This window comes from Mycobacterium montefiorense (assembly GCF_025823255.1).
GTDB lineage: Bacteria > Actinomycetota > Actinomycetes > Mycobacteriales > Mycobacteriaceae > Mycobacterium > Mycobacterium montefiorense.
In genome coordinates this window covers 69,004-89,318 of sequence record NZ_JACKVL010000006.1, presented here as the reverse complement: position 1 = coordinate 89,318, position 20,315 = coordinate 69,004, and the positions used below count along the sequence as shown (strand labels likewise).

Here is a 20,315-nt window from a genome sequence, read left to right as displayed (position 1 = left end):
GCTGCAGCTCGGGCGGCAACGGATTGGCGGTCACCGTCTCCCCCTGGCTGCAGGCCCCCCATCACGTGCTTGCCGCGCGATGTCCAGCGCCGCCTCGGCGACCTGGCGCGCAGCATCCCGATGCCCCACCCGCGCGGCGGCCGCGGTCATCGCCGCCAGCCGCGGCGGGTCGGTGAGCAGCCCGGTCACCTCGCGGGCCACCAGCTCCGGCGTCAGGACAGCGTCGGGGATCACCATGCCGCCGCCGGCGTTGACCACCGGCAGCGCGTTGAGGCGCTGCTCGCCGTTGCCGATCGGCAGCGGGACGTAGATCGCCGGCAGGCCGACGGCGGACACCTCCGCGACCGTCATGGCGCCGGAGCGGCAGATGGCCAGGTCGGCAGCCGCATAGGCCAGATCCATCCGGTCCAGATAGGGCACCGGCCGGTAAGGCGGATCGCCGTCTTGGGGTTCGCACAGCTCGAGGGTGTTCTTCGGGCCGTGCGCATGCAGCACGGACACTCCCGCGGCGGCCAGGTCAGCGGCGGCTGCCGAGACCGCGCGGTTGAGTGACACCGCACCCTGCGAACCGCCGAAGACCAGCAACACTCTCGCGTCGGCGGCGAAGCCGAAGTGCCGGCGCGCTTCGGCCCGCAGCGCCGTGCGGTCCAGCGTGGTGATGGTGGCCCGGACCGGGACCCCGACCACCTCGGCGTGTCGTAGCCCGGAATCCGGCACCGCGGACAGCACCCGCTGCGCGGTGCGGGCGCCCACCCGGTTCGCCAGCCCGGCGCGGGCGTTGGCCTCGTGGATCACCACCGGGATACGACGCCGGAACCCGGGAAAACCGCGGGCGGCCAGGTAGGCCGGCAGGGCCACGTAGCCGCCGAAACCCACCACCACGTCGGCGTCGACCACGTCGAGCACCGAACGGGTCTCCCGGACGGCACGCCACACCCGCGGGGGCAGCCGGGCCAGGTCACCACTGGGCTTACGTGGCAGCGGCACCGGAGTGATCAGTTCGAGGTGGTAGCCGCGTTCGGGGACCAGCCTGGTCTCGAGGCCACGCGCGGTGCCCAACGCGGTGATCCGGACGTGCGGATCCAGTGCGCTCAGAGCATCGGCGACGGCCATCGCGGGCTCCACATGACCGGCGGTGCCGCCGCCGGCCAGCACGACCGACAGGGAATTAAGTGACGACGAAGCGGCACCGGCGGGCGAGGGACTTACCCCCTGCCCGCCGGCCGGCTCCTTGACCGTGTGGTTCACCCGTAACGCTGACCTTCCAATGCGCGTGCGCGCCGTGCTTGACGCTGGCCGGCTCCCTGCCTCGGGTTGCGCTGGCCAGATCCATGATGCCCTGAACGGTCCGTCCGGGCAGCCGTCCGACCGAAAACCGGCCGCAATGGCGGCTCGGGCTTGCGGACACTCTTGCGGGCGGGCGGCTCTGCTTTCCGGGCAGGGGCCTTGCGGGCCCGCCCCGGGGCGGGCGGTCGCGGCTTTTGCGGCTGCGCTCGCTTGCGATCGCGAAACGACTCGATACGGCTGGGCACATACGGCTCCGGCGGCGGCAGCCGCAGCAACCGGTTCATCTTGTCGTCTCTCCCGGCACGCAGCGCGGCCACCGCCTCGGGCTCATGCCGTGCCGCGTTGCACATGATTCCAATCATGAAAAGTGTTGCAGCCGTGGATGTTCCACCAGCAGATATCAACGGGAGCTGCAGGCCGGTCACCGGCAGCACGCCGATCACGTAGCCGATGTTGATGAAGGCCTGGCCGAGGATCCACATCGTCGTGGTGGCGCTCAGCAGCCGCAGAAACGGGTCGGCCGACCGCCGCGCGATGCGCATCCCGGTGTAGGCGAACAACCCGAACAGCGCCAGCAGCCCGAACGCGCCGATGAAGCCGAGCTCCTCGCCGATGATCGCGAAGATGAAGTCGTTGTGCGCGTTGGGCAGGTAGTTCCATTTGGCGGTGCCCTGGCCGAGACCGTCGCCGAAGATGCCGCCGTGGGCCAGCGCGAACTTCGCCTGTCGGGCCTGGTAGCCGGTGTCCTGCGGGTCGTTCTCGGGGTTGATCCACGAGCGCACCCGGTCCGACCGGTATCCGGCCGACATTGCCAGAACCGCACCGGCCATGATGACCGCCAGCAGCGACGTGCCGAAGACTCGCAGCGGCAACCCCGCGTACCACAGCAGGGCCAGCAGGATGATGCCCAGCGACACCGTCTGCCCGAGGTCGGGCTGGGCCACGATCAGCCCCAGCGCGATGACCGCGGCCGGTACCAGCGGGATCAGCATCTCGCGCAGCGAGGCTCGCTCCAGGCGGCGCGCGGCCAGCAGGTGGGCACCCCAGATCGCGAAGGCGATTTTGGCCAGCTCGGAGGGCTGCATCGACAAGCCGGCGACGACGAACCATTTCCGCGAACCGTTGGCGAGGTTCCCGATTCCGGGAACGAGCACCAGCACCAGCAAAATGATGGTGACCAGGTATCCCGGGAAAGCCACCCGCCGCAGAAACCGCACCGGCATCCGCATCGCGACGTAGGCCCCGATGACCCCGATGACCGTCCACAACACCTGTTTGCCGAAGATCACCCACGCCGATCCGTCGTCGCCGTAGGACCGCACACCCGACGCTGACAGCACCATGGTCAGGCCCAGTGTGGTCAGCAATGCGGTGATCGCGACGATCAGGTGAAACGAGGTCATGGGACGGCCCAGCCAGGCGCCGAACCGGGCGCGTGGACTGTGCTCCGGGTCTTTGATCTTAGTTTTCGCGGCCGCCGGGATCCGTTCGTCGGGTGCCTCGTCCGACCCGGCAGCATCTGTTACGTCGGCGGTTTCCAGCGCGTCGGTTACGGCGTCGGCGTCCTCGGTCGTGTCGTCGGCGACGGCCTCCGCCGCCTCGGCCGGCGCGGTCTCGTTCTTCTTCTTGCCCCGACGTAAGCGCCGGGTCAGCGCGTTACCCACAACCCGCCTACCGCAGCGCCGCACGTACCGCGGCCGCGAATGCGTCACCACGGTCTGCGTAGCCGCTGAACTGGTCAAACGATGCCCCCGCCGGCGCCAGCAGCACCGTGTCTCCCGACTGTGCCAAATCACGAGCCGCGGCCACCGCCGCCGTCATCACGCGAACGCCGAGACCATCCCCCACACTGTCAACTTTTGTCACATCAGTATCAGCAGTCGCATGCATACCAGCATCCTCGCCTGTCACAACCTGGACGACCGGGACATCGGGCGCGTGTCGCGATAACGCCTCGGCAACCTCTTGGCGATCGCGGCCGATGAGCACCGCACCGACCAGCCGGGATGCGATTCTGGCGACCTCTGCGTCCAGCGATGCGCCCTTGAGCAAACCGCCGGCCACCCACACCACCCGCGGGTAAGCCATGATCGACGCCTCGGCGGCGTGCGGGTTGGTGGCCTTCGAGTCGTCGACGTAGCGGATCCCGTCGGCCACAGCAACGACTTCGCAACGATGCCGGCCCAACTGAAACGTCGACACGGCTTCGGCGATCGCGGCGGCAGGCACGTCGACGCTGCGGGCCAGCGCCGCCGCGGCCAGGGTGTCGAGCACGCCGACCGGGCCCGGCACCGGGATGGACGCGGCCGGCAGCAGGGCCAGGTCGTCGGCAAAGGCGCGATCGATCAGCTGTCCGTCCCGTACGCCGAGCTCGCCGGGGGCCGGCTCGCCAAGCCGGAACCCGGCTCGCACCGGGGCCGCCGCGGTGCTCAGTAATGCGGCGGCCCGGCTGTCGTCCAGCCCGACGACGGCGACCCGGCCGCCCAGAACCCGGGCCTTCGCCGCGGTGTACTCGGCCATCGACGCATGCCAATCCAGATGGTCTTCGGCGATGTTGAGCACCACCCCCGCCTCCGGCTGCAGCGAGGGGGCCCAGAACAGCTGAAAGCTCGACAACTCGACGGCCAGCAGGTCGGCCGGCTGGTCCAGCACGTCGAGGACGGGGTCGCCGATGTTGCCACAGAGCAGGCTGCGCCGTCCCCCGGCGATCAACATGGCATGCAGCATCGACGTCGTCGTGGTCTTGCCGTTGGTGCCGGTCACGACCAGCCAGCGGCGCGGTATCCCGTAACAGCCCGCTGCGTCCAGCCGCCAGGCCAGCTCCACGTCACCCCAGATCGGCACGCCCGCGGCCGCCGCGGCGGCCAGCACCGGCGCCGACGGCTGGAAGCCGGGACTGGTGACCACCAGCGCATAGTCGGCGATGTGCGCAACCGCCGTCGCCGGATCGACTGTCGCAACACCGCTTTCGGTGTAAGGACGCAGCATCACCGGATCGTCGTCGCACAGCGTCGCCGCGGCGCCGAATCGGGTCAGCGCACCCAGAATTGCCCGGCCGGTGACCCGGGCACCGGCGATCAGGACGGGCGCACCCGCCAGCTGGGGGTACTGCCCGCTTGCGGGGGAGGGTTCGAGCCCAGGCATGTCACGCGCCGATCGTGGCGAGCCACTCACCGTAGAACAGCGCGACGCCCAGGCCGCAGGCGATCGCGGTGAGCAGCCAGAAGCGGATGATCACCGTCGTTTCGGCCCACCCGCTCAACTCGAAATGGTGGTGGAAGGGCGCCATCCGGAACACCCGGCGCCCGGTGGTCCGGAAGGTCAGGATCTGCAGCACCACCGAGATGACCTCGGCGACGAACAGCGAACCCAGCACCACCGCAAGGATCTCGGTGCGGCTGGTGACGGACAAACCCGCGATGATGCCGCCCAGCGCCAGCGAACCGGTGTCGCCCATGAAGATCTTGGCGGGCGCGGCATTCCACCACAGGAACCCGATGCACGCGCCGGCGGTCGCGGCCGCGACGATCGCCAGATCCAGCGGGTCGCGCACGTTGTAGCAGGCCAGCCCGGGCGCGGTGGCACAGGCGTTGCGGTACTGCCAGAAGGTGATCAACACGTAGGCACCGGTGACCATCGCCATGCAGCCGGCAGCCAGCCCGTCCAGGCCGTCGGTGAAGTTGACCGCGTTGGACCAGGCGCTGACAACGACCACGCAGAACAGCACGAAAAGTCCGGGAGTCAGTGCGACGGTGGCAATCTCGCGCACATAGGACAGATCCGAGCTGGCCGGCGTCAGGCCGTTGGCGTTGTGGAATCCCAGCACCAGCACACCGAACAGCACCGCCGCCAGAATCTGCCCGACCGTCTTGGCGGTCTTGTTCAGCCCCAGGTTGCGTGACCTGCGGATTTTGATCAAGTCGTCGAGGAAGCCGACCCCGCCCAGCATCGTGGCCAGGCCCAACACCAACAGTCCCGACGCGGAGACCCCTTCGCCGTCGAACGCCAGCCCGGCCAGGTGCGTGCCCAGGTAGCCGGCCCAGATGCCCGCCAAGATCGCCACGCCGCCCATCGACGGCGTGCCGCGCTTGGTGTGATGGCTCGGCGGGCCGTCCTCACGAATCTGGTGACCGAAACCCTGCTTGCTGAACAGCCGGATTAGCGCCGGGGTCAACAGAATTGACACGGTCAAGGCGATCGCGAGGGCGACGAGAATCTGTCTCACGGGCGAGCCTCGCCGTCTGCGGCCAGCGCCTCTGCCAGCGCACGCAGGCCAGCGGCCTTCGACGCCTTCACCAGGACGACGTCACCGGGTTGCAGTTCGGCCCGCAACAACGCCAGGGCGGCGTCGCCGTCGGCCACGTTCACCGCCTCGGCGCCCCACGAGCCCTCCATGACCGCAGCGTGATGCATCGCGGTGACCGACCTCCCCGTTCCCACGACAACAAGTCGAGACACATCTAAGCGCACCGCCAGCCGTCCGATGGCATCGTGCTCGGTTATCGCGTCCTCGCCGAGCTCGGCCATCTCGCCCAACACCGCCCAGCTGCGCCTCTTTTTCCCCGCCGGAGCTTCCCCGCCGGCGGCGATCCAGGCCAGTGCCTGCATTCCGGCCCGCATCGAGTCGGGGTTGGCGTTGTAGGCGTCGTCGATGACGGTCACCCCGTCGGAACGGTTCGTCACGTGCATGCGATGCCGCGACACCGGGCCGGCCGCGGCCAGCGACGCCGCGATCTGCTCGACGCTGGCGCCACACTGCAGCGCGACCGCAGCGGCGCATAACGCATTGGTGACCTGGTGTTCGCCGTAGACACCGAGCGCAACCTCGGCTTCCAGGGCGCCTCGCGCGTCCATCGCGTGCAGGGTAAATCGCGGCCTGGCCAATTCGTCCAGCGACACGCCTTCGGCCCAGACGTCGCTGGGTCCCGAATCGGTGTGGCTGGCCCCGCTGACCCGCACCACCCAGCCAGAGCTGACGTGCGCCATGGCCGCCACCGACGGGTCGTCGACATTGAGTATGACCACTCCGGAAGCTGGGACAGATTGTGGCAGTTCAGATTTCGTTCGAGCGATGGCCTCGCGCGAACCGAACTCGCCTAGGTGCGCGGTGCCGACGTTGAGCACGACGCCGATCGCGGGCGGGGCGATCTGCGCCAGGGCGGCGATATTGCCGGGATGACGCGCCGACATCTCCAAAACCAGGTAGTCGGTGCTGCGCGTCGCGCGCAGCACCGACCAGGGATGCCCCAGCTCGTTGTTGAACGATCCCGGCGGCGCCACCACCTCACCCAGCGGTTCGAGCACCGCGGCCACCAGGTCTTTGGTCGACGTCTTTCCCGACGAGCCGGTGATCCCGATGATCGTCAGGCCACCGGCCACCAGCTCCTCGGCCACCACTTTCGCCAGCTTGGCCAGCGCGCCCAGCACCGCGGCACCCGAACCGTCGGGATCGTGCTCGAGCACCCCGGCCCGCGACCCGGAAGCCCCCTGGGGGGCAACCACGATGGCGGGAACCCCGACCGGCCGCGCGGCCAGCACCGCCACCGCGCCGGCGGCTACCGCCGAGGCCGCGTGGTCATGGCCGTCCGAGCGCGCGCCCGGCAGCGCCAGAAATAGCCCGCCCGGACCGGCGGCGCGCGAGTCGAACTCAACGGTCCCGGTGACGTGGAGTTCCGCGGCGTCGCGCGGCGAGATGTCGGCCAGGGTGCCGCCGACGATATCGGCGATCTGCGCGACGGTCAGGTCGATCATCGGCGTGCCTTGCGGAGGTCTTCCAGCGCTGCCGCCAGCTCCACCCGGTCGTCGAACGGGCGGACCACGTCGCCGGTGCGCTGCCCGGTTTCGTGGCCTTTCCCGGCGATCAGCACCACGTCGCCGGGGCCGGCCCAGCCGACCGCGTACCGGATCGCGTCACGCCGGTCGGCGATCTCGACCACCTGCGCTAGTGAGCCGACTTCCGTTGCACCGGTGACGATCTCGTGCCGAATCGCCGCGGGGTCCTCACTGCGCGGGTTGTCGTCGGTGACGACAACGAGGTCGGCCAGCTCGGCGGCGACGCCGCCCATCGGCCCGCGCTTGCCCGGGTCGCGATCGCCGCCGGCGCCGAACACCACCGCGAGCCGCCGACCCGGCTGCAGCAGGGTGGTCAATACCGCCCGTAGCGCGCCGGGCTTGTGGGCGTAATCGACGAGGGCCAGGAAATCCTGGTCGCGATCGATGTCTTCCAACCGTCCCGGAACACGGGTGTCCAGCAGCCCCGCTGCCGCCTGCTCCGGCGAGACCCCGACCGCGTCCAGAATTGCCAGTGCTACAAGACAATTGGCGATGTTGTAGCCGCCCGTGAGCCGAATACCAATACGGTGTTTGCCACCGGCGGGGTCGACGACGGTGAACTCTTGTCCCCCGGCGCCCGTCGACGCCAGGTCCGTTGCGCGCCAATGCGCCGGTTGGCCGGTGACACTGACCGTGATCGCGTCGGTGGCACGCGCGGCCATCGCCCGACCGGCATCGTCGTCGACGCAGACCACGGCCCGGCGAGCGTGCAGCGGCGAGTTCGGATCGAACAGCATCGCCTTGGCTTCGAAGTAGTCGGCCATGGTGGGATGAAAGTCGAGGTGGTCGCGGGATAGGTTGGTGAATCCGCCTACCGCGAAACGGGTTCCGTCGACCCGGCCCAACGTCAACGCGTGGCTGGAGACCTCCATGACGACGGTGTCCACCCCGCGTTCGGCCATCGCCGCCAGCATCGCCTGCAGCGCGGGCGCCTCCGGAGTGGTCAGCGCGCTGGGGATGTCGGCGCCGTCGATGCGGATGCCGATGGTGCCGATCAACCCCGCGGTGTGGCCGCCGGCGCGCAGACCAGACTCGACCAGATAGGTCGTGGTGGTTTTACCGGAGGTGCCGGTGATCCCGACCACCGTCACCCGGTCCGACGGATTGTCGTACACGGTGGCGGCCAGCGCGCCGAGGATGCTGCGGGGCGCCGGCTGCACCAAGGTAGGCACGGCGCCGGCCAGCGTGCCCATCTCGGCGGCCCCGGCCGCGTCGGTGAGCACCGCGACGGCACCGCGTTCGATCGCGTCGCCGGCGTAGCGGGCACCGTGGGTGGCCGAGCCGGCCAGTGCGGCGAACAGGTCACCGGGCAACACGTCCTGGGCACGCAGTGTCACCCCGGTGATCGACACGTCCGGGACGGCGCCCCCGCCGGCCAGCACCGCGCCCACTTGCTCCGCCAGCGCAGGCAGTCGCACGCCCGCGCCCTTGCTGGGGCGCAGCTCATCCGATACCTGCACTTCCGGTCACACCTCCCGCCGACGCCGCGTGATCGCCATGACCAGCCATGACACCCTACCTAGGCGCGGCCCAGCCGGACGCACGTCCGCGCTCCCGTCCAGTGTGCGTTCAGGGCAATGCCGGGGACCGGCGTGGGGCTCCTAGGTGGCCTGCAGGGTCAGCGGCGGCCCCGGGTCGGGTGAGAGCGGGACGTTCTCCCGCTGCATCAGCCAGCCGGCGATGTTGTGGAACAGCGGGGCCGCCGAGTGGCCGGGCGTACCGTCCGCGTTGCGCTCGGGGTTGTCCATCATGATGCCGATCACGTAGCGGGGATTGTCGACGGTGGCCATCCCGGCGAAGGTGATCCAGTAGACGTTGTCGAAGTAACAGCCGCAGCCCGGGTTGATCTGCTGGGCGGTGCCCGTCTTGCCCGCCATCTGGTAACCGGGCACCGCCGCCGCGGTACCGGTGCCCTGTTGGTAGCCCATCGGGTCGCTTTGCACGACGGCGCGCAGCATTTGGCGCACCGTCTGCGCGGTCTGTGACGACACCACCCGAACGCCCTCGGGGCGCGCTTCTTCGGTCCGGCTTCCGTCGGGGGCGACGGTGGCTTTGATGATTCGCGGCGGCATCCGCACCCCGTCGTTGGCGATCGTCTGGTACATGTCCGTCATCTGCAGCAGAGTCATCGAAAGACCTTGGCCGATAGGCAGGTTGGAGAAGGTGCTGCCCGACCACTGGTCGATGGGCGGCACCAGCCCGGCGCTCTCACCGGGCAGCCCCACGTTGGTGCGCTGCCCGAGCCCGAACTTGCGGACCATGTCGTAAAAGCGTTCCGGGCCAACGCGTTGGGCCAGCATCAGCGTTCCGACGTTGGACGACTTCCCGAACACACCGGTGGTGGTGTAGGGCATCACGCCGTGGTCCCACGCGTCATGGATGGTGACACCACCCATGTTGATGGAGCCCGGGACCTGGAGCACCTCGTCGGGGTTGGTCAGGCCGTACTCGATGACCGAGGAGGCGGTGATGATCTTGTTCACCGAGCCCGGCTCGAACGGCGAGGACACCGACAGATTGCCCAGTTGCCGGTCGGCCTGCCGGCCGATGTCCTGGGACGGGTCAAAGGTGTTGTCGTTGGCCATGGCCAACACTTCACCGGTCTTGGAATCCAGGACGACAGCCGAAACATTGTGCGCCCCAGATAGATTCCTGGCTTGCTGAACCTGCTGCTGCACGTAGAACTGGATGTCGTCGTCGATGGTGAGCTGGACGGTCGAACCGTTGACCGCCTTGTGCCGGTTGCGGTAACTGCCGGGGATGACCACGCCGTCGGACCCGCGGTCGTAGGTGAGCGAACCGTCGGTTCCCGACAGCACCGAGTCCATGCTGTCCTCGAGTCCGAGCAGACCGTGACCGTCCCAGTCGATGCCGCCGACGATGTTGGCCGCCAGCGATCCGCCCGGATACTGACGCAGATCCTGTCGCTCGGAACCGACCTCGGGATACTTGTCCGAGATCGCGCTGGCGACGGCCGGGTCGACGGCACGCGCCAAATAGGCGAAGTTGTCCTCTGTTTGCAGCTTCTTCAGCACGGTCGCATAGTCCGGCCTGTTGTTCAGCCGACTGGAAACCTCTTTGGCGATGTCACGCAGCCGCTGCTGCGGATCGGGGGCCGCCGGGTTCTTCTTTTTGGCATCCTCCAATTGCTGGCGGATCTTCTTCGGCTGGAACGTCAACGCACGCGACTCGATGGTGAAGGCCAGCTGTTGGTTGTTGCGGTCAACGATGCTGCCGCGGATGGCTTTTGAGACGTCGGTGACCTTGAGCTGGCTGGCGGCCTGGGCTCGCAGTTTCGGCGCGCTGGTTACCTGTAGGACGAACAACTGCGCCCCGGCCACCAGCATCAGCACCAGGATGACCGCGTAGCCGGCTCGATGCCGAAAGACGAAAGATGCGCCGCGCGTTCCGGCCTCGACGGCTGGCCGGGTGCGTCGCTCACGTGCCGAGTGGCCCAGCGCCGCCTCCGCCCGGCCCGGGGCGGCGGATTTCTTGGCCTTACCGAATCCCTTGGACTCCTGCGTATCCCGGCCTCTTTGCGCCTTTTCCGGTTTGCGACTGCCGTTCGGCTGCCGCATCTCCCTGGTTTCTCGCGGTTTAGCCGGACCGCGCGACGACCGCGACCGTCGGGTCCGGCCGTCCTCGCCGCGGCTCACCGGGCCGCGCCTGGCATGGCGGCCGCCGGTGGCGCGAACTGTGGGCCGTTATTCGGCGCGAGCGCCGGTGCGGCCTGCGGCCCGGTCAGACTGGGCAGGACCGGGACACCGGCCTGGGAGCTCTGCGGCGCCATACCCGGTTGCACGGGCACTGGTATTTCCGCGGGCACGGGTGCCGCCGGTACCGCCAGCGGCAGCCCCCCGACCGGGATCGGCACTTCGGCGGGCACCGGAGCGATCGCCGGGCCTGCCTGCGCCGGCATCGGCAGGCCAGGAGTCGGCAGCCCCTGCGCCGGCAGCCCTTGAGTGGGCAGCCCCGGCGCGGGCACCCCCGGGAACTGCCCGGCGATCGGCCCACCGGGTGCACCGGGCACCGGCGGCGCGGCCGGCGGCAGATGCTGGCCTCCTACCGTCGTCGAGCCATCCGGAGCGCGTAGCAGCGCCTCCGGCCCACCCGGCCGGCCCGGCACCAGAACAGCACCCAGATCCGGTTGCACGCGAACCGGGACTTCCGGCGGCAACGCCGCCGGCTTCGGGGGCACCACAGGGCCTTCATCGGGCAGCTTGGTGTTCAGCGGCGGCGGCGGAACGCCATCGGCCGGCTTGGGCGTACCGACGACCACCCAGTTACCGGACGGATCCTGGATCAGGTGCGCGGTGTCCCGCGTCGGGATCATGCCCTGCTTGCGAGCCGCCTCGGCCAGCGCCGGCGCGGCCTCCGCCTCGCGCACATCGCGTTCCAGCGCCTCCTTCTGCTGCTGCAGCATTCGGGTCTTCTCGCGAGCGTGGCTCAACTGGTAGGAGCGCTCGGCGGAGTCGGTGGACAACCACAGCGTCAGTGCCAGCCCAAGTCCGAGCGCACCGATGATCAGCACAACAAATGGAACCTTGGCCAGCAGTGTCTGCGGACGCAGGTCGATCGAGGACAGCCGGATGGCTATCCGCTCAGTCAGCCGAGGCCGAATAACTTTGGGCGCCTTGGCTTTCCGAGCTTTGGCACGGGCCTTGGCCTGGCCACTGTTCTTGGGGCGTGCCGATCGCTCGACCGGGCGCGCGTTAGGACTGGTCTGCGGTCCCGATTTCGCTGCCCGCGCCTCGCGACCGGTCGTCGAGCCCTTCGTCGGCCGGGTGCGACGCGCCGTCGAGTCCGCCGCGCTGCGCCTGGCCGTACGGGCAGCAACGTCACGCCCGCCGCGACGGTCACTGCCGCCCCGGCGCTTTGGCGTCTCGCGCTTGGCTTTCACTCTCATGAGTCGCCCTTCTTGGTCACGCGCTGCTGTGCATGTCCCTCGTGTTCCAGCCGTTGCAAGGCCCGTAGTCGCACGGCGGCACTGCGAGGGTTACGTTCGATTTCGTCTTCATCGGCACGCTCGGCACCGCGGGTCAGCGACCGGAATCGGGGGCCGCGGCCGGGCAGTTCGAAAGGGAGATCCACCGGCGTGCCGGAGGCGACCGCGTCGGCGAACACACGTTTGACGATCCGGTCCTCCAGCGATTGGTAGGCCATCACCGCGATGCGCCCGGCGACGGTCAGGGCGTCCATCGCGGCCGGAATGGCGCTGCGCAGCGAGCTCAGCTCGTCGTTGACCGCGATCCGCAGCGCCTGGAAGGTACGCTTGGCCGGATGCCCGCCGGTACGCCGGCCCGGAGCCGGAATCGCCTGGTAGAGCAGAGCCACCAACTCGGCCGTCGAACGCAGCGGCGTGCGGGCTCGCTGGCGGACGATGTGAGTGGCGATGCGGCGGGCGAACCGCTCCTCGCCGTAACGGTGCAGGATGTTCGCCAGCTCGGCCTCGTCGTAGGTGTTGACGATGTCGGCCGCGGTGAGCGGCGACGACGGATCCATCCGCATGTCCAGCGGCGCGTCCTGGGCATAGGCGAAGCCCCGCTCGGCGCGGTCTAGTTGCATCGAGGAAACACCCAGATCGAACAGCGCCCCATCGATTGATTCGTTTGCGGCATAACCGGACTCAGCTAGGGCATCCCGGATGCCGTCATACCGTGTGTGCACCAGCGTGATTCGGTCGGCGAACGGCGCCAGCCGGGCGCCGGCGATGTCCAGGGCGCTGGGATCGCGGTCGAGCCCGATCAGCCGCAGGCCCGGCAATTCGGTCAAGAAGCGTTCCGCGTGCCCGCCCGCGCCGAGGGTGGCATCGACGAGTACGGCGCCGGATCCGTCGGCGTGCTGGCGGGTCAGTGCCGGGGTGAGCAGTTCGACGCAGCGCTCCAGCAGCACAGGCACATGCCCGAAGCCATTCGGCCCGAGATCATTTGGCTTGTCAGCCACCGCAACACCTCCCCGGGTCTCGAGGGACACGTCGGAACGAGGGACGGCCCTGAGGAAGGCCGCCCCTGCACCGAGGTCCCTGTCCGAAGCTACGAACCAGGCGTTGGGGAAGTACGCCAGGGTCGGTTCGGGCAGAGGCCACGATGCACGGGCATGCGCCTCAGATGATGTCGCCGAGTGCTTCATCGCTGGCCGCGGAGAAGTTCTCTTCGTGCGTCTGCTGGTAGTCCTGCCAGGCTTGGGCATCCCAAATTTCGAGGTAGTCGACCGCTCCGATCACCACGCAGTCCTTGGATAGGTCCGCGTAGCGGCGGTGATCGGCCGACAAGGTGATGCGGCCCTGGGCATCGGGATGCTGCTCATCGGTTCCGGCGGCCAGATTGCGCAGGAACGCCCTGGCTTCCGGGTTGCTTCGAGACGTCTTGCTGGCCCGCCGGGCCAGCTGCTCGAATTCCGCCCGCGGGTAGACGGCGAGGCTGTGATCTTGGCTCTTGGTGACCATCAACCCCCCTGCCAGCGCGTCGCGGAACTTGGCGGGCAACGTCAGTCGCCCTTTGTCATCGAGTTTGGGCGTGTAGGTGCCGAGAAACACCTGCTCACCTCCTGCGGAGACCGGCTCGCGCCTCGCCCAAACACTTCAGCCACCATACCCCACAGTCCCCCACTTTGCCCCATAAAAGAGTTGTCGCCGGGGTGTTTCGCAGATCGTTTGCCACCCGACGTCGCCCAGCGCCCGCACACCGCCATCTCGGGGCCCGCACCTAGCGCTAAGAAACCGCATTTCAGGACCCCAAAGTCGGTCCGTGGGGGGAAGTGGGGCATCCCAGTGGGGCGCAGTGGGGCTCAGATTGGCCACGATCGGGCCTCGAATCGGGCTCCAGCACAAAAATAAGGGGCAGCCGTTCCGGCCACCCCTTATGGTCTGTGTCTTTAGTAGTTCTGACTATTCGTCGAAGCGGCGGCGGAAGCGGTCTTCCATGCGGCTGGTGAACGAGCCGCCACCCTTGTTGCGACGCTGGCGCGTTCCCTGCGCCGGGCCGGAATGGTCTGTCCTGCCGGCCATTCGGGGACCAGTGATGGCGAACACCACGCCACCGAACATCGCGATGAACCCAACGACGCTGAGAACCGGGAAGCTGCCGATCATCGTGGCCTTGAACGCCACACCGGAAACCAGCATCGCCAGTCCGATGACAAACAGCGCCGCACCCTGCAGACGACGACGCGCGGTCGGCGCGCGGAAACCCCCACCACGGACACTCGACGCGAACTTCGGGTCCTCGGCGTAGAGGGCGCTCTCAATCTGGTCGAGCATCCGCTGCTCATGGTCGGAGAGTGGCATTCGTCCCTCCTTGCCGACAGTCTGACACGTAACTATCGATAGCACGCGGATGCCCATTGTATGGGCAACTAAGTCAAATGATACGAGGTCAATCTGACCCGTACCACTGGTTCGACCGCGATTCTATCTCCGTTGCTTCCCGACGATCATCGGGCCGTAACGACGATGCGTTACAACACCCTTGCCGAAACGTGCGCGGTCGCCGGCCGGTTGCCGCCACCGCCCGTCACCCGATCCGCCTCGGACCCGATAATGGCGATACGGGCGCCGCGCCGGCGCGCCGCTGAAGCCGATAGGCGCACGAGGCCCGGATCACTGGGACGAGGAGGACACCGCGAGTTGGCGATATTCCTCATCGATATGCCTCCGAACGATATGGAGCGCCGCCTCTCCGACGCCCTGGGCGTGTACGTCGACGCGATGCGGTACCCACGAGGCACCGAGCACCAGCGCGCCGCCATGTGGCTCGAGCACATCCGCCGACGTGGCTGGCAGGCGGCTGCCGCGGTAGAGGCGGACGCGCTCGAAGGCGACGGTGTGCCGTCGGCTTCGGAGCTGAGCGATGCACCGCTGCTCGGCGTGGCCTATGGCTACCCCGGCGCGCCCGGACAGTGGTGGCAGCAACAGGTTGTCTTGGGATTGCAACGCGGCGGCCTGCCACCGACGGAGATCGCGCAGCTGATGAAGAGCTATTTCGAGCTGACCGAACTGCACATTCATCCGCGCGCCCAAGGCCGCGGCGTCGGCGAGGCGCTGGCCCGCCAGCTGCTCGCCGGTCGCTGCGAGAGCAACGTCCTGCTGTCCACGCCCGAAACCACGGGCGAGGCCAACCGCGCGTGGCGGTTGTACCGGCGACTGGGCTTCACCGACGTCATCCGGCGCTACCACTTCGCCGGTGACCCACGGGCATTCGCGATCCTGGGCCGCCCCCTGCCGCTCTAGCCGACTGACGACACCAGTGGTCGCCGACGTACCCGCCGGACTCGCGAGCGGACGACGTGCCGTGGCGACACCCCGGATCTGGCACGATTACCTGGTGCGCGCCAGCTCTCCCCCACGCCGAGCCCGAGGGTTCACCGCCCGCAGGAGCCGCGTGCTAGCGATCGTCATGCTGCTCCTGCTGGTTCCCCTGGCGACCGGGTGCTTGCGAGCCAGAGCCTCGCTCACCGTTTCGCCCGACGACCTGGTGTCCGGGGAGATCATCGCGGCGGCCAAGCCGAAGACGTCCAAGGACACCGGCCCGCAGCTCGAGACCAACAACCTGGCGTTCAACCAGAAAGTCGCGGTGTCCAATTACGACAGCGACGGCTACGTCGGATCGCAGGCGGTGTTCTCCGATCTGACGTTCGCCGAGTTGCCGCAGCTGGCCAACATGAACCCCGACGCGACCGGCGTAAATCTGTCGCTGCGCCGCAACGGCAACGTGGTGATCCTGGAAGGCCGGGCGGATCTGACGTCGCTGACCGACCCGGATGCCGACGTCGAGCTGACCGTCGCCTTCCCCGGCGTCGTGACCTCGACCAACGGTGACCGGGTCGACCCCGACGCGGTGTCGTGGAAGCTCAAGCCGGGCGTGGTGAGCACGATGACCGCCCAGGCCCGCTACACAGATCCCAACACCCGTTCCTTCACCGGCGCGGGCGTCTGGCTCGGCATCGCGTCGTTTGCGGCGGCCGGCGTGGTCGCGCTGCTGGCGTGGATGAGCCGGGACCGCTCGGAGCGATTCACCACGCCGCGCAATCAGCCGCCCAGCTAGACCCGCTGGGCCGGCGACCAGTAGTCGATCATCTCGGCGAAGGTGGCAAAGGCCGGTCCGGACAGACCGTAGGTCGCCTCCAGGTGGATGCTCAGCGGAAAGCCGAGCTCGGCGACGCCGTCCACCACCCGCTTGTACAGGTCGAGCATCAACTGGCGCTTCTCGGGCGGTTCGCTGCCCGCCAGCTTTTTGACGAACTCCTGCTCGGCGGCCACCGCGGCGTTGCCCGGATCCTGGATGAGCCAGTTGATCAGGCCGATATTGCTTTCCATCTTCGGTACGAACCCGAACGACAACAGGATCTCGGGACGATGATCGGTGGTCTTGGCGAAGTCGGTCAAAAAGCCGACGATCGCGTCGGAGTACAGCAACTGGGTCATGCCGTAGGTGGCGCCCTGGTCGCATTTGAAGTTGAAGCGGCCGTGTTCGCCCTCGCGGGTGGGGATCAGGATCACGCCGCGGTTGGGTACCAGGTCGCGATAGATCGACAGGGCGTCGGTCGGTGCAACGCCGGAGCCCTCGCCGTCGCTCATCGTGCGCGGAACGCCGACGAACACCACACCCTCCATGCCGTCGTCGATCAGGCGAGTGAGCCGCGCGCGCAGCGACGGCTCATCCATGAAGGCGGTCACCTGCGTGCACAGGCCACTGATGCCCGGCAATTCGGGCTTGATAACGGACCAGAAGTCCAGCACGTCGAACTTGGGCTTCATCGGCACCGGACGGTCGTCGTCCTCGGCGATGATGCCCGGAATCATCACGTGACGGATGCGGCCACCCAGACCGGATTCCGCCGAGAACCGCACTACCTTGTGCGCCTCGTCAAGTGCCCGCTCCCGACCCTCGTCCACATTCGGTGGCACCAGCTCCAGCGCCACGGTGTTGAGAGTCACGCGGCTCCTCTCCCTCGGACGATTTGCACCTCGCCAGCATAGGGGCGCGGGGTTACCGCCCGCCCTGGCGGGCTGCCGAGCTAATCGAGGAACCCGAGTCACGCCGGCGCCCGGGTCATGTGCAAACAGCCACCGCCGTAGCGGCGAATACACTGTTCGGGCCTAGAGAACACCAGGGCATACCGAGGAAGAAAGGGGCGCCGCGCTGAGCCTAGAAACCCCAGCGGCCGCAGCAACCGTCGAGTTGACCGGCGCGATTGCCGAGCAACTTCGCCGGTACTTGCACCAGCGGCGGGGCGAGACCGCTTACATCGGCGGCGACTACGCCGCATTGATCTCCGCGCTCGAAGACTTTGTTTTGGGTGGGGGTAAACGGCTGCGGCCCGCCTTCGCGTATTGGGGATGGCGTGCGGTGGCCGACGCGGAGCCCGACGCGCAAGTGCTGCTGCTGTTTTCCGCGCTGGAGCTGCTGCAGGCCTGCGCGCTGGTGCATGACGACGTCATCGACGATTCCTCCACCCGCCGCGGCAAACCGACGGTCCACGTCCGCTTCGCCGCGCTGCACCGCGACCGGGATTGGCAGGGCTGTCCGGACCGGTTCGGGGTTTCGGCGGCCATCCTGCTCGGTGACCTGGCCCTGGCCTGGGCCGACGACATCGTATTCGGGGCGGACCTGGCACCCGAGGCGCAGCGACGGGTCCAGCGCGTCTGGGCCGATATCCGCACCGAGGTGCTCGGTGGGCAGTACCTCGACATCGTCGCCGAGGCCAGCGCGGCCGAGTCGATCGCGTCGGCGATGACCGTCGACACCTACAAGACCGCCTGCTACACCGTGACCCGACCGCTGCAGCTCGGGGCGGCCGCCGCCGCCGACCGCCCGGATGTGCAAGACATGTTCGGTCAGCTCGGCACCGACCTCGGGGTGGCGTTCCAGTTGCGTGACGACGTGCTGGGCGTGTTCGGGGATCCTGCGGTGACGGGCAAGCCATCCGGTGATGATTTGCGCTCCGGCAAGCGCACCGTGCTGCTGGCCGAGGCCATGGAGTTGGCGGACAGGTCAGATCCGTTGGCGGCCAACCTGTTACGCAGCTCGATCGGCGCGCAGTTGACCGACGCGCAAGTGGACGAACTGCGCGACGTCATCGAGTCGGTGGGCGCGCTGGCCGCCGTCGAGCGGCGCATCGCCACGCTGAACGAGCGGGCGCTGGCCGCGCTGGCGGCCGCAGACATCAGCACGCCGGCCAAGGCGGGGATTTCCGAACTGGCCAGGATGGCCACCAACCGGTCCGCCTGAGCCATGGCCATACCGATATCTCCGGACAGCTCATCTACGGCGAAACGGTCTGTTGCCCAACGTCTTTCAGAGGTGAAGGCGTTCGCCTCCACACCGGACGCTCGCCCGGCCAAGCTGGGCTTCCTAGGTTCGGTGCTGATCACCGTCGGCGGTCTCGGTGCCGGAAGCACCAAGCCGCACGATCCCGTGCTGGAGTCAATCCACATGTCCTGGCTGCGTTTTGGCCACGGGCTGGTGCTGTCGTCGATTCTGTTGTGGGCGGGTGTGGCGCTAATGCTCGTCGCATGGCTGGCGCTGGGTCGCCGCGTCGTCAGCGGCGAAACCACCGAATTCATGATGCGAGCCACCACCGGCTTCTGGCTGGCGCCGTTACTGCTGTCCGTGCCGGTGTTCAGCCGCGACACCTATTCCTACCTGGCCCAGGGCGCGTTGCTGCGCGACGGCTTCGATCCCTATGCCGTGGGCCCGGTGGCTAACCCGAATGTGTTGCTGGACAACGTAAGTCCCATTTGGACGATCACCACCGCGCCGTATGGCCCGGTATTCATTCTGATTGCGAAGCTCGTCACGATGGTGGTCGGCAACCATGTGATCGCCGGGACCATGCTGCTGCGGTTGTGCATGCTGCCCGGATTGGCGCTGTTGATCTGGGCCGCTCCCCGACTGGCTCATCACATCGGCACGAGTGGCGCCACGGCATTGTGGATCTGCGTGCTGAACCCGCTGGTGCTGATCCATCTGATGGGTGGAGTGCACAACGAGATGCTGATGGTGGGTCTGATGACCGCCGGCATCGCGCTGACCTTCGCACGCCGCCACGCCCTGGGCGTCACCCTGGTCACGGTCGCGGTCGCGGTCAAGGCGACCGCCGGGTTGTCGTTGCCGTTTCTGGTCTGGGTGTGGATGCGACATCTGCGTGACCAACGCGGATACCGCCCGGCCCGCGCATTCGCGACGGCCACTGCGATGGGCCTGCTGATCTTCGTCGTGGTGTTTGCCATCTTGTCTGTGGCCGCCGGCGTCGGCCTGGGCTGGCTCACCGCGCTGGCGGGATCGGTCAAGATCATCAACTGGCTGACCGTGCCGACCGCGGCGGCGAACGTGATTCACTTCCTGGTCAACGGCCTTGTCCCGGTCGACTTCTACGCCACGCTGCGGATCACCCGCTACATCGGAATCGCGGTCATCGCGGTGTCACTGCCGCTGTTGTGGTGGCGATTCCGGCGCGACGATCGGGGCGCGCTGACCGGGATGGCGTGGTCGATGCTGATCGTGGTGCTGTTCGTGCCGTCCGCCCTGCCGTGGTACTACTCCTGGCCACTGGCGGTGGCTTCTCCGCTAGCCCAGTCACGACGGGCGATCGCCGTCATCGGCGCGCTATCGACCTGGGCCATGGTGATTTTCAAGCCAGACGGATCGCACGGCATGTATTCGTGGCTGCACTTTTCGATGGCCACGGCGGCCGCGCTGGTCGCCTGGTACTCGCTGTACCGGGCTCCGGAACCGGAGGTTCGGCGGGCCGAAGAGCCGCTGGCCGCCTAGTACGCCATGGCCTGAGCCCGGCGTACCACCTCACGCGCCTGGTGGGCATGCAACGCGTCGACCGGACGGGCGTTGTTGAGCGCATCCCTGCTGCCGTCGCGGGTCACCGTCAGCGACGCGTCCGGGGTGAACAGCCAGCGCACGATCTCGGTTTCGTGGTAGCCGCCGTCGTGCAGGATGGTCAACAAACCCGGCAGGCTTTTGACGATCTCACCGGAATTGGTGAAAAACACCTGCGGTATCACCACACCCCCGGCGCGGCGCACCGCAAGCAGATGACCTTCTCGCAGCTGCTGCTGCACCTTGCTCACCGGCACGCCGAGCAATTCGGCGACCCGGGCCAGGTCATAAATTGGCTCGTCGGGATCCAACACATCGTCGCCGGCCGGAATACTGCCCACCGCGCAAGTGTAGGCCGTGGCGCCC

Annotated in this window: 17 protein-coding genes; 4 read left to right on the top strand and 13 right to left on the bottom strand. The window is 68.1% G+C overall.

Annotation, left to right across the window (positions count from 1 at the left end):
• Positions 1 to 30 precede the first annotated feature (30 nt).
• The 11 genes from murG to H7K34_RS02185 form a co-directional block, all read right to left on the bottom strand.
• Complete coding sequence (murG, locus tag H7K34_RS02235; protein ID WP_264059450.1) at positions 31 to 1,248, bottom strand: undecaprenyldiphospho-muramoylpentapeptide beta-N-acetylglucosaminyltransferase; 1,218 nt, start codon at positions 1,246 to 1,248, stop codon at positions 31 to 33.
• Positions 1,245 to 2,951, bottom strand: a complete 1,707-nt coding sequence (gene ftsW / locus H7K34_RS02230) for a putative lipid II flippase FtsW (RefSeq protein ID WP_372510667.1) — start codon at positions 2,949 to 2,951, stop codon at positions 1,245 to 1,247. Before ftsW ends, murG begins: the two co-directional genes overlap by 4 nt.
• Positions 2,952 to 2,958: 7 nt before the next feature.
• Complete coding sequence (gene murD, locus H7K34_RS02225; RefSeq protein ID WP_264059448.1) at positions 2,959 to 4,431, bottom strand: UDP-N-acetylmuramoyl-L-alanine--D-glutamate ligase; 1,473 nt, start codon at positions 4,429 to 4,431, stop codon at positions 2,959 to 2,961.
• A 1-nt stretch (position 4,432) separates the two neighbouring features.
• Positions 4,433 to 5,512, bottom strand: coding sequence for a phospho-N-acetylmuramoyl-pentapeptide-transferase (mraY, locus tag H7K34_RS02220; RefSeq protein ID WP_264059446.1), 1,080 nt, complete (start codon positions 5,510 to 5,512; stop codon positions 4,433 to 4,435).
• The gene (locus H7K34_RS02215; RefSeq protein ID WP_264059429.1) at positions 5,509 to 7,038 is read right to left on the bottom strand and encodes a UDP-N-acetylmuramoyl-tripeptide--D-alanyl-D-alanine ligase; all 1,530 of its coding nucleotides are present in this window, start codon (positions 7,036 to 7,038) and stop codon (positions 5,509 to 5,511) included. Before H7K34_RS02215 ends, mraY begins: the two co-directional genes overlap by 4 nt.
• Complete coding sequence (locus H7K34_RS02210) at positions 7,035 to 8,579, bottom strand: UDP-N-acetylmuramoyl-L-alanyl-D-glutamate--2,6-diaminopimelate ligase (RefSeq protein WP_264059427.1); 1,545 nt, start codon at positions 8,577 to 8,579, stop codon at positions 7,035 to 7,037. The genes H7K34_RS02215 and H7K34_RS02210 overlap by 4 nt, the downstream gene beginning before the upstream one ends.
• Positions 8,580 to 8,720: 141 nt before the next feature.
• Entirely contained in the window at positions 8,721 to 10,697 is a 1,977-nt protein-coding gene (locus H7K34_RS02205; RefSeq protein ID WP_264059422.1) for a peptidoglycan D,D-transpeptidase FtsI family protein, read from the bottom strand.
• Positions 10,698 to 10,771: 74 nt separating this feature from the next.
• Complete coding sequence (locus H7K34_RS02200; protein ID WP_264060463.1) at positions 10,772 to 12,019, bottom strand: hypothetical protein; 1,248 nt, start codon at positions 12,017 to 12,019, stop codon at positions 10,772 to 10,774.
• A 2-nt stretch (positions 12,020 to 12,021) separates the two neighbouring features.
• Positions 12,022 to 13,248 (bottom strand): 16S rRNA (cytosine(1402)-N(4))-methyltransferase RsmH, encoded by a 1,227-nt coding sequence (gene rsmH / locus H7K34_RS02195; RefSeq protein WP_264059421.1) that lies wholly within the window; start codon positions 13,246 to 13,248, stop codon positions 12,022 to 12,024.
• Positions 13,223 to 13,654, bottom strand: a complete 432-nt coding sequence (gene mraZ, locus H7K34_RS02190) for a division/cell wall cluster transcriptional repressor MraZ (protein WP_108921371.1) — start codon at positions 13,652 to 13,654, stop codon at positions 13,223 to 13,225. Before mraZ ends, rsmH begins: the two co-directional genes overlap by 26 nt.
• Positions 13,655 to 14,005: 351 nt before the next feature.
• Positions 14,006 to 14,404, bottom strand: coding sequence for a DUF3040 domain-containing protein (locus tag H7K34_RS02185; RefSeq protein WP_264059420.1), 399 nt, complete (start codon positions 14,402 to 14,404; stop codon positions 14,006 to 14,008).
• A gap of 339 nt (positions 14,405 to 14,743) precedes the next feature.
• Between H7K34_RS02185 and H7K34_RS02180 the strand changes: the two genes are divergently transcribed.
• Together H7K34_RS02180 and H7K34_RS02175 are read left to right on the top strand one after the other, a co-directional pair.
• Complete coding sequence (locus tag H7K34_RS02180) at positions 14,744 to 15,346, top strand: GNAT family N-acetyltransferase (RefSeq protein WP_264059419.1); 603 nt, start codon at positions 14,744 to 14,746, stop codon at positions 15,344 to 15,346.
• Positions 15,347 to 15,512: 166 nt separating this feature from the next.
• The gene (locus H7K34_RS02175; protein WP_165839776.1) at positions 15,513 to 16,160 is read left to right on the top strand and encodes an LppM family (lipo)protein; all 648 of its coding nucleotides are present in this window, start codon (positions 15,513 to 15,515) and stop codon (positions 16,158 to 16,160) included.
• Here H7K34_RS02175 and H7K34_RS02170 read toward each other — a convergent pair.
• Complete coding sequence (locus H7K34_RS02170) at positions 16,157 to 17,053, bottom strand: mycobacterial-type methylenetetrahydrofolate reductase (protein ID WP_264059417.1); 897 nt, start codon at positions 17,051 to 17,053, stop codon at positions 16,157 to 16,159. The genes H7K34_RS02175 and H7K34_RS02170 overlap by 4 nt on opposite strands.
• 244 nt (positions 17,054 to 17,297) lie before the next feature.
• Here H7K34_RS02170 and idsA2 point away from each other — a divergent pair, with 244 nt between their 5' ends.
• Positions 17,298 to 18,347 (top strand): bifunctional (2E,6E)-farnesyl/geranyl diphosphate synthase, encoded by a 1,050-nt coding sequence (idsA2, locus tag H7K34_RS02165; RefSeq protein WP_264059415.1) that lies wholly within the window; start codon positions 17,298 to 17,300, stop codon positions 18,345 to 18,347.
• Between the two features lie 3 nt (positions 18,348 to 18,350).
• Positions 18,351 to 19,889, top strand: coding sequence for an alpha-(1->6)-mannopyranosyltransferase A (locus H7K34_RS02160; RefSeq protein WP_264059413.1), 1,539 nt, complete (start codon positions 18,351 to 18,353; stop codon positions 19,887 to 19,889).
• Here H7K34_RS02160 and H7K34_RS02155 read toward each other — a convergent pair.
• Positions 19,886 to 20,290: an Rv2175c family DNA-binding protein gene (locus H7K34_RS02155; RefSeq protein WP_264059410.1), complete on the bottom strand. Its 405-nt coding sequence runs from the start codon at positions 20,288 to 20,290 to the stop codon at positions 19,886 to 19,888. The two genes, H7K34_RS02160 and H7K34_RS02155, sit on opposite strands and share 4 nt — an antisense overlap.
• Between the last annotated feature and the right edge of the window lie 25 nt (positions 20,291 to 20,315).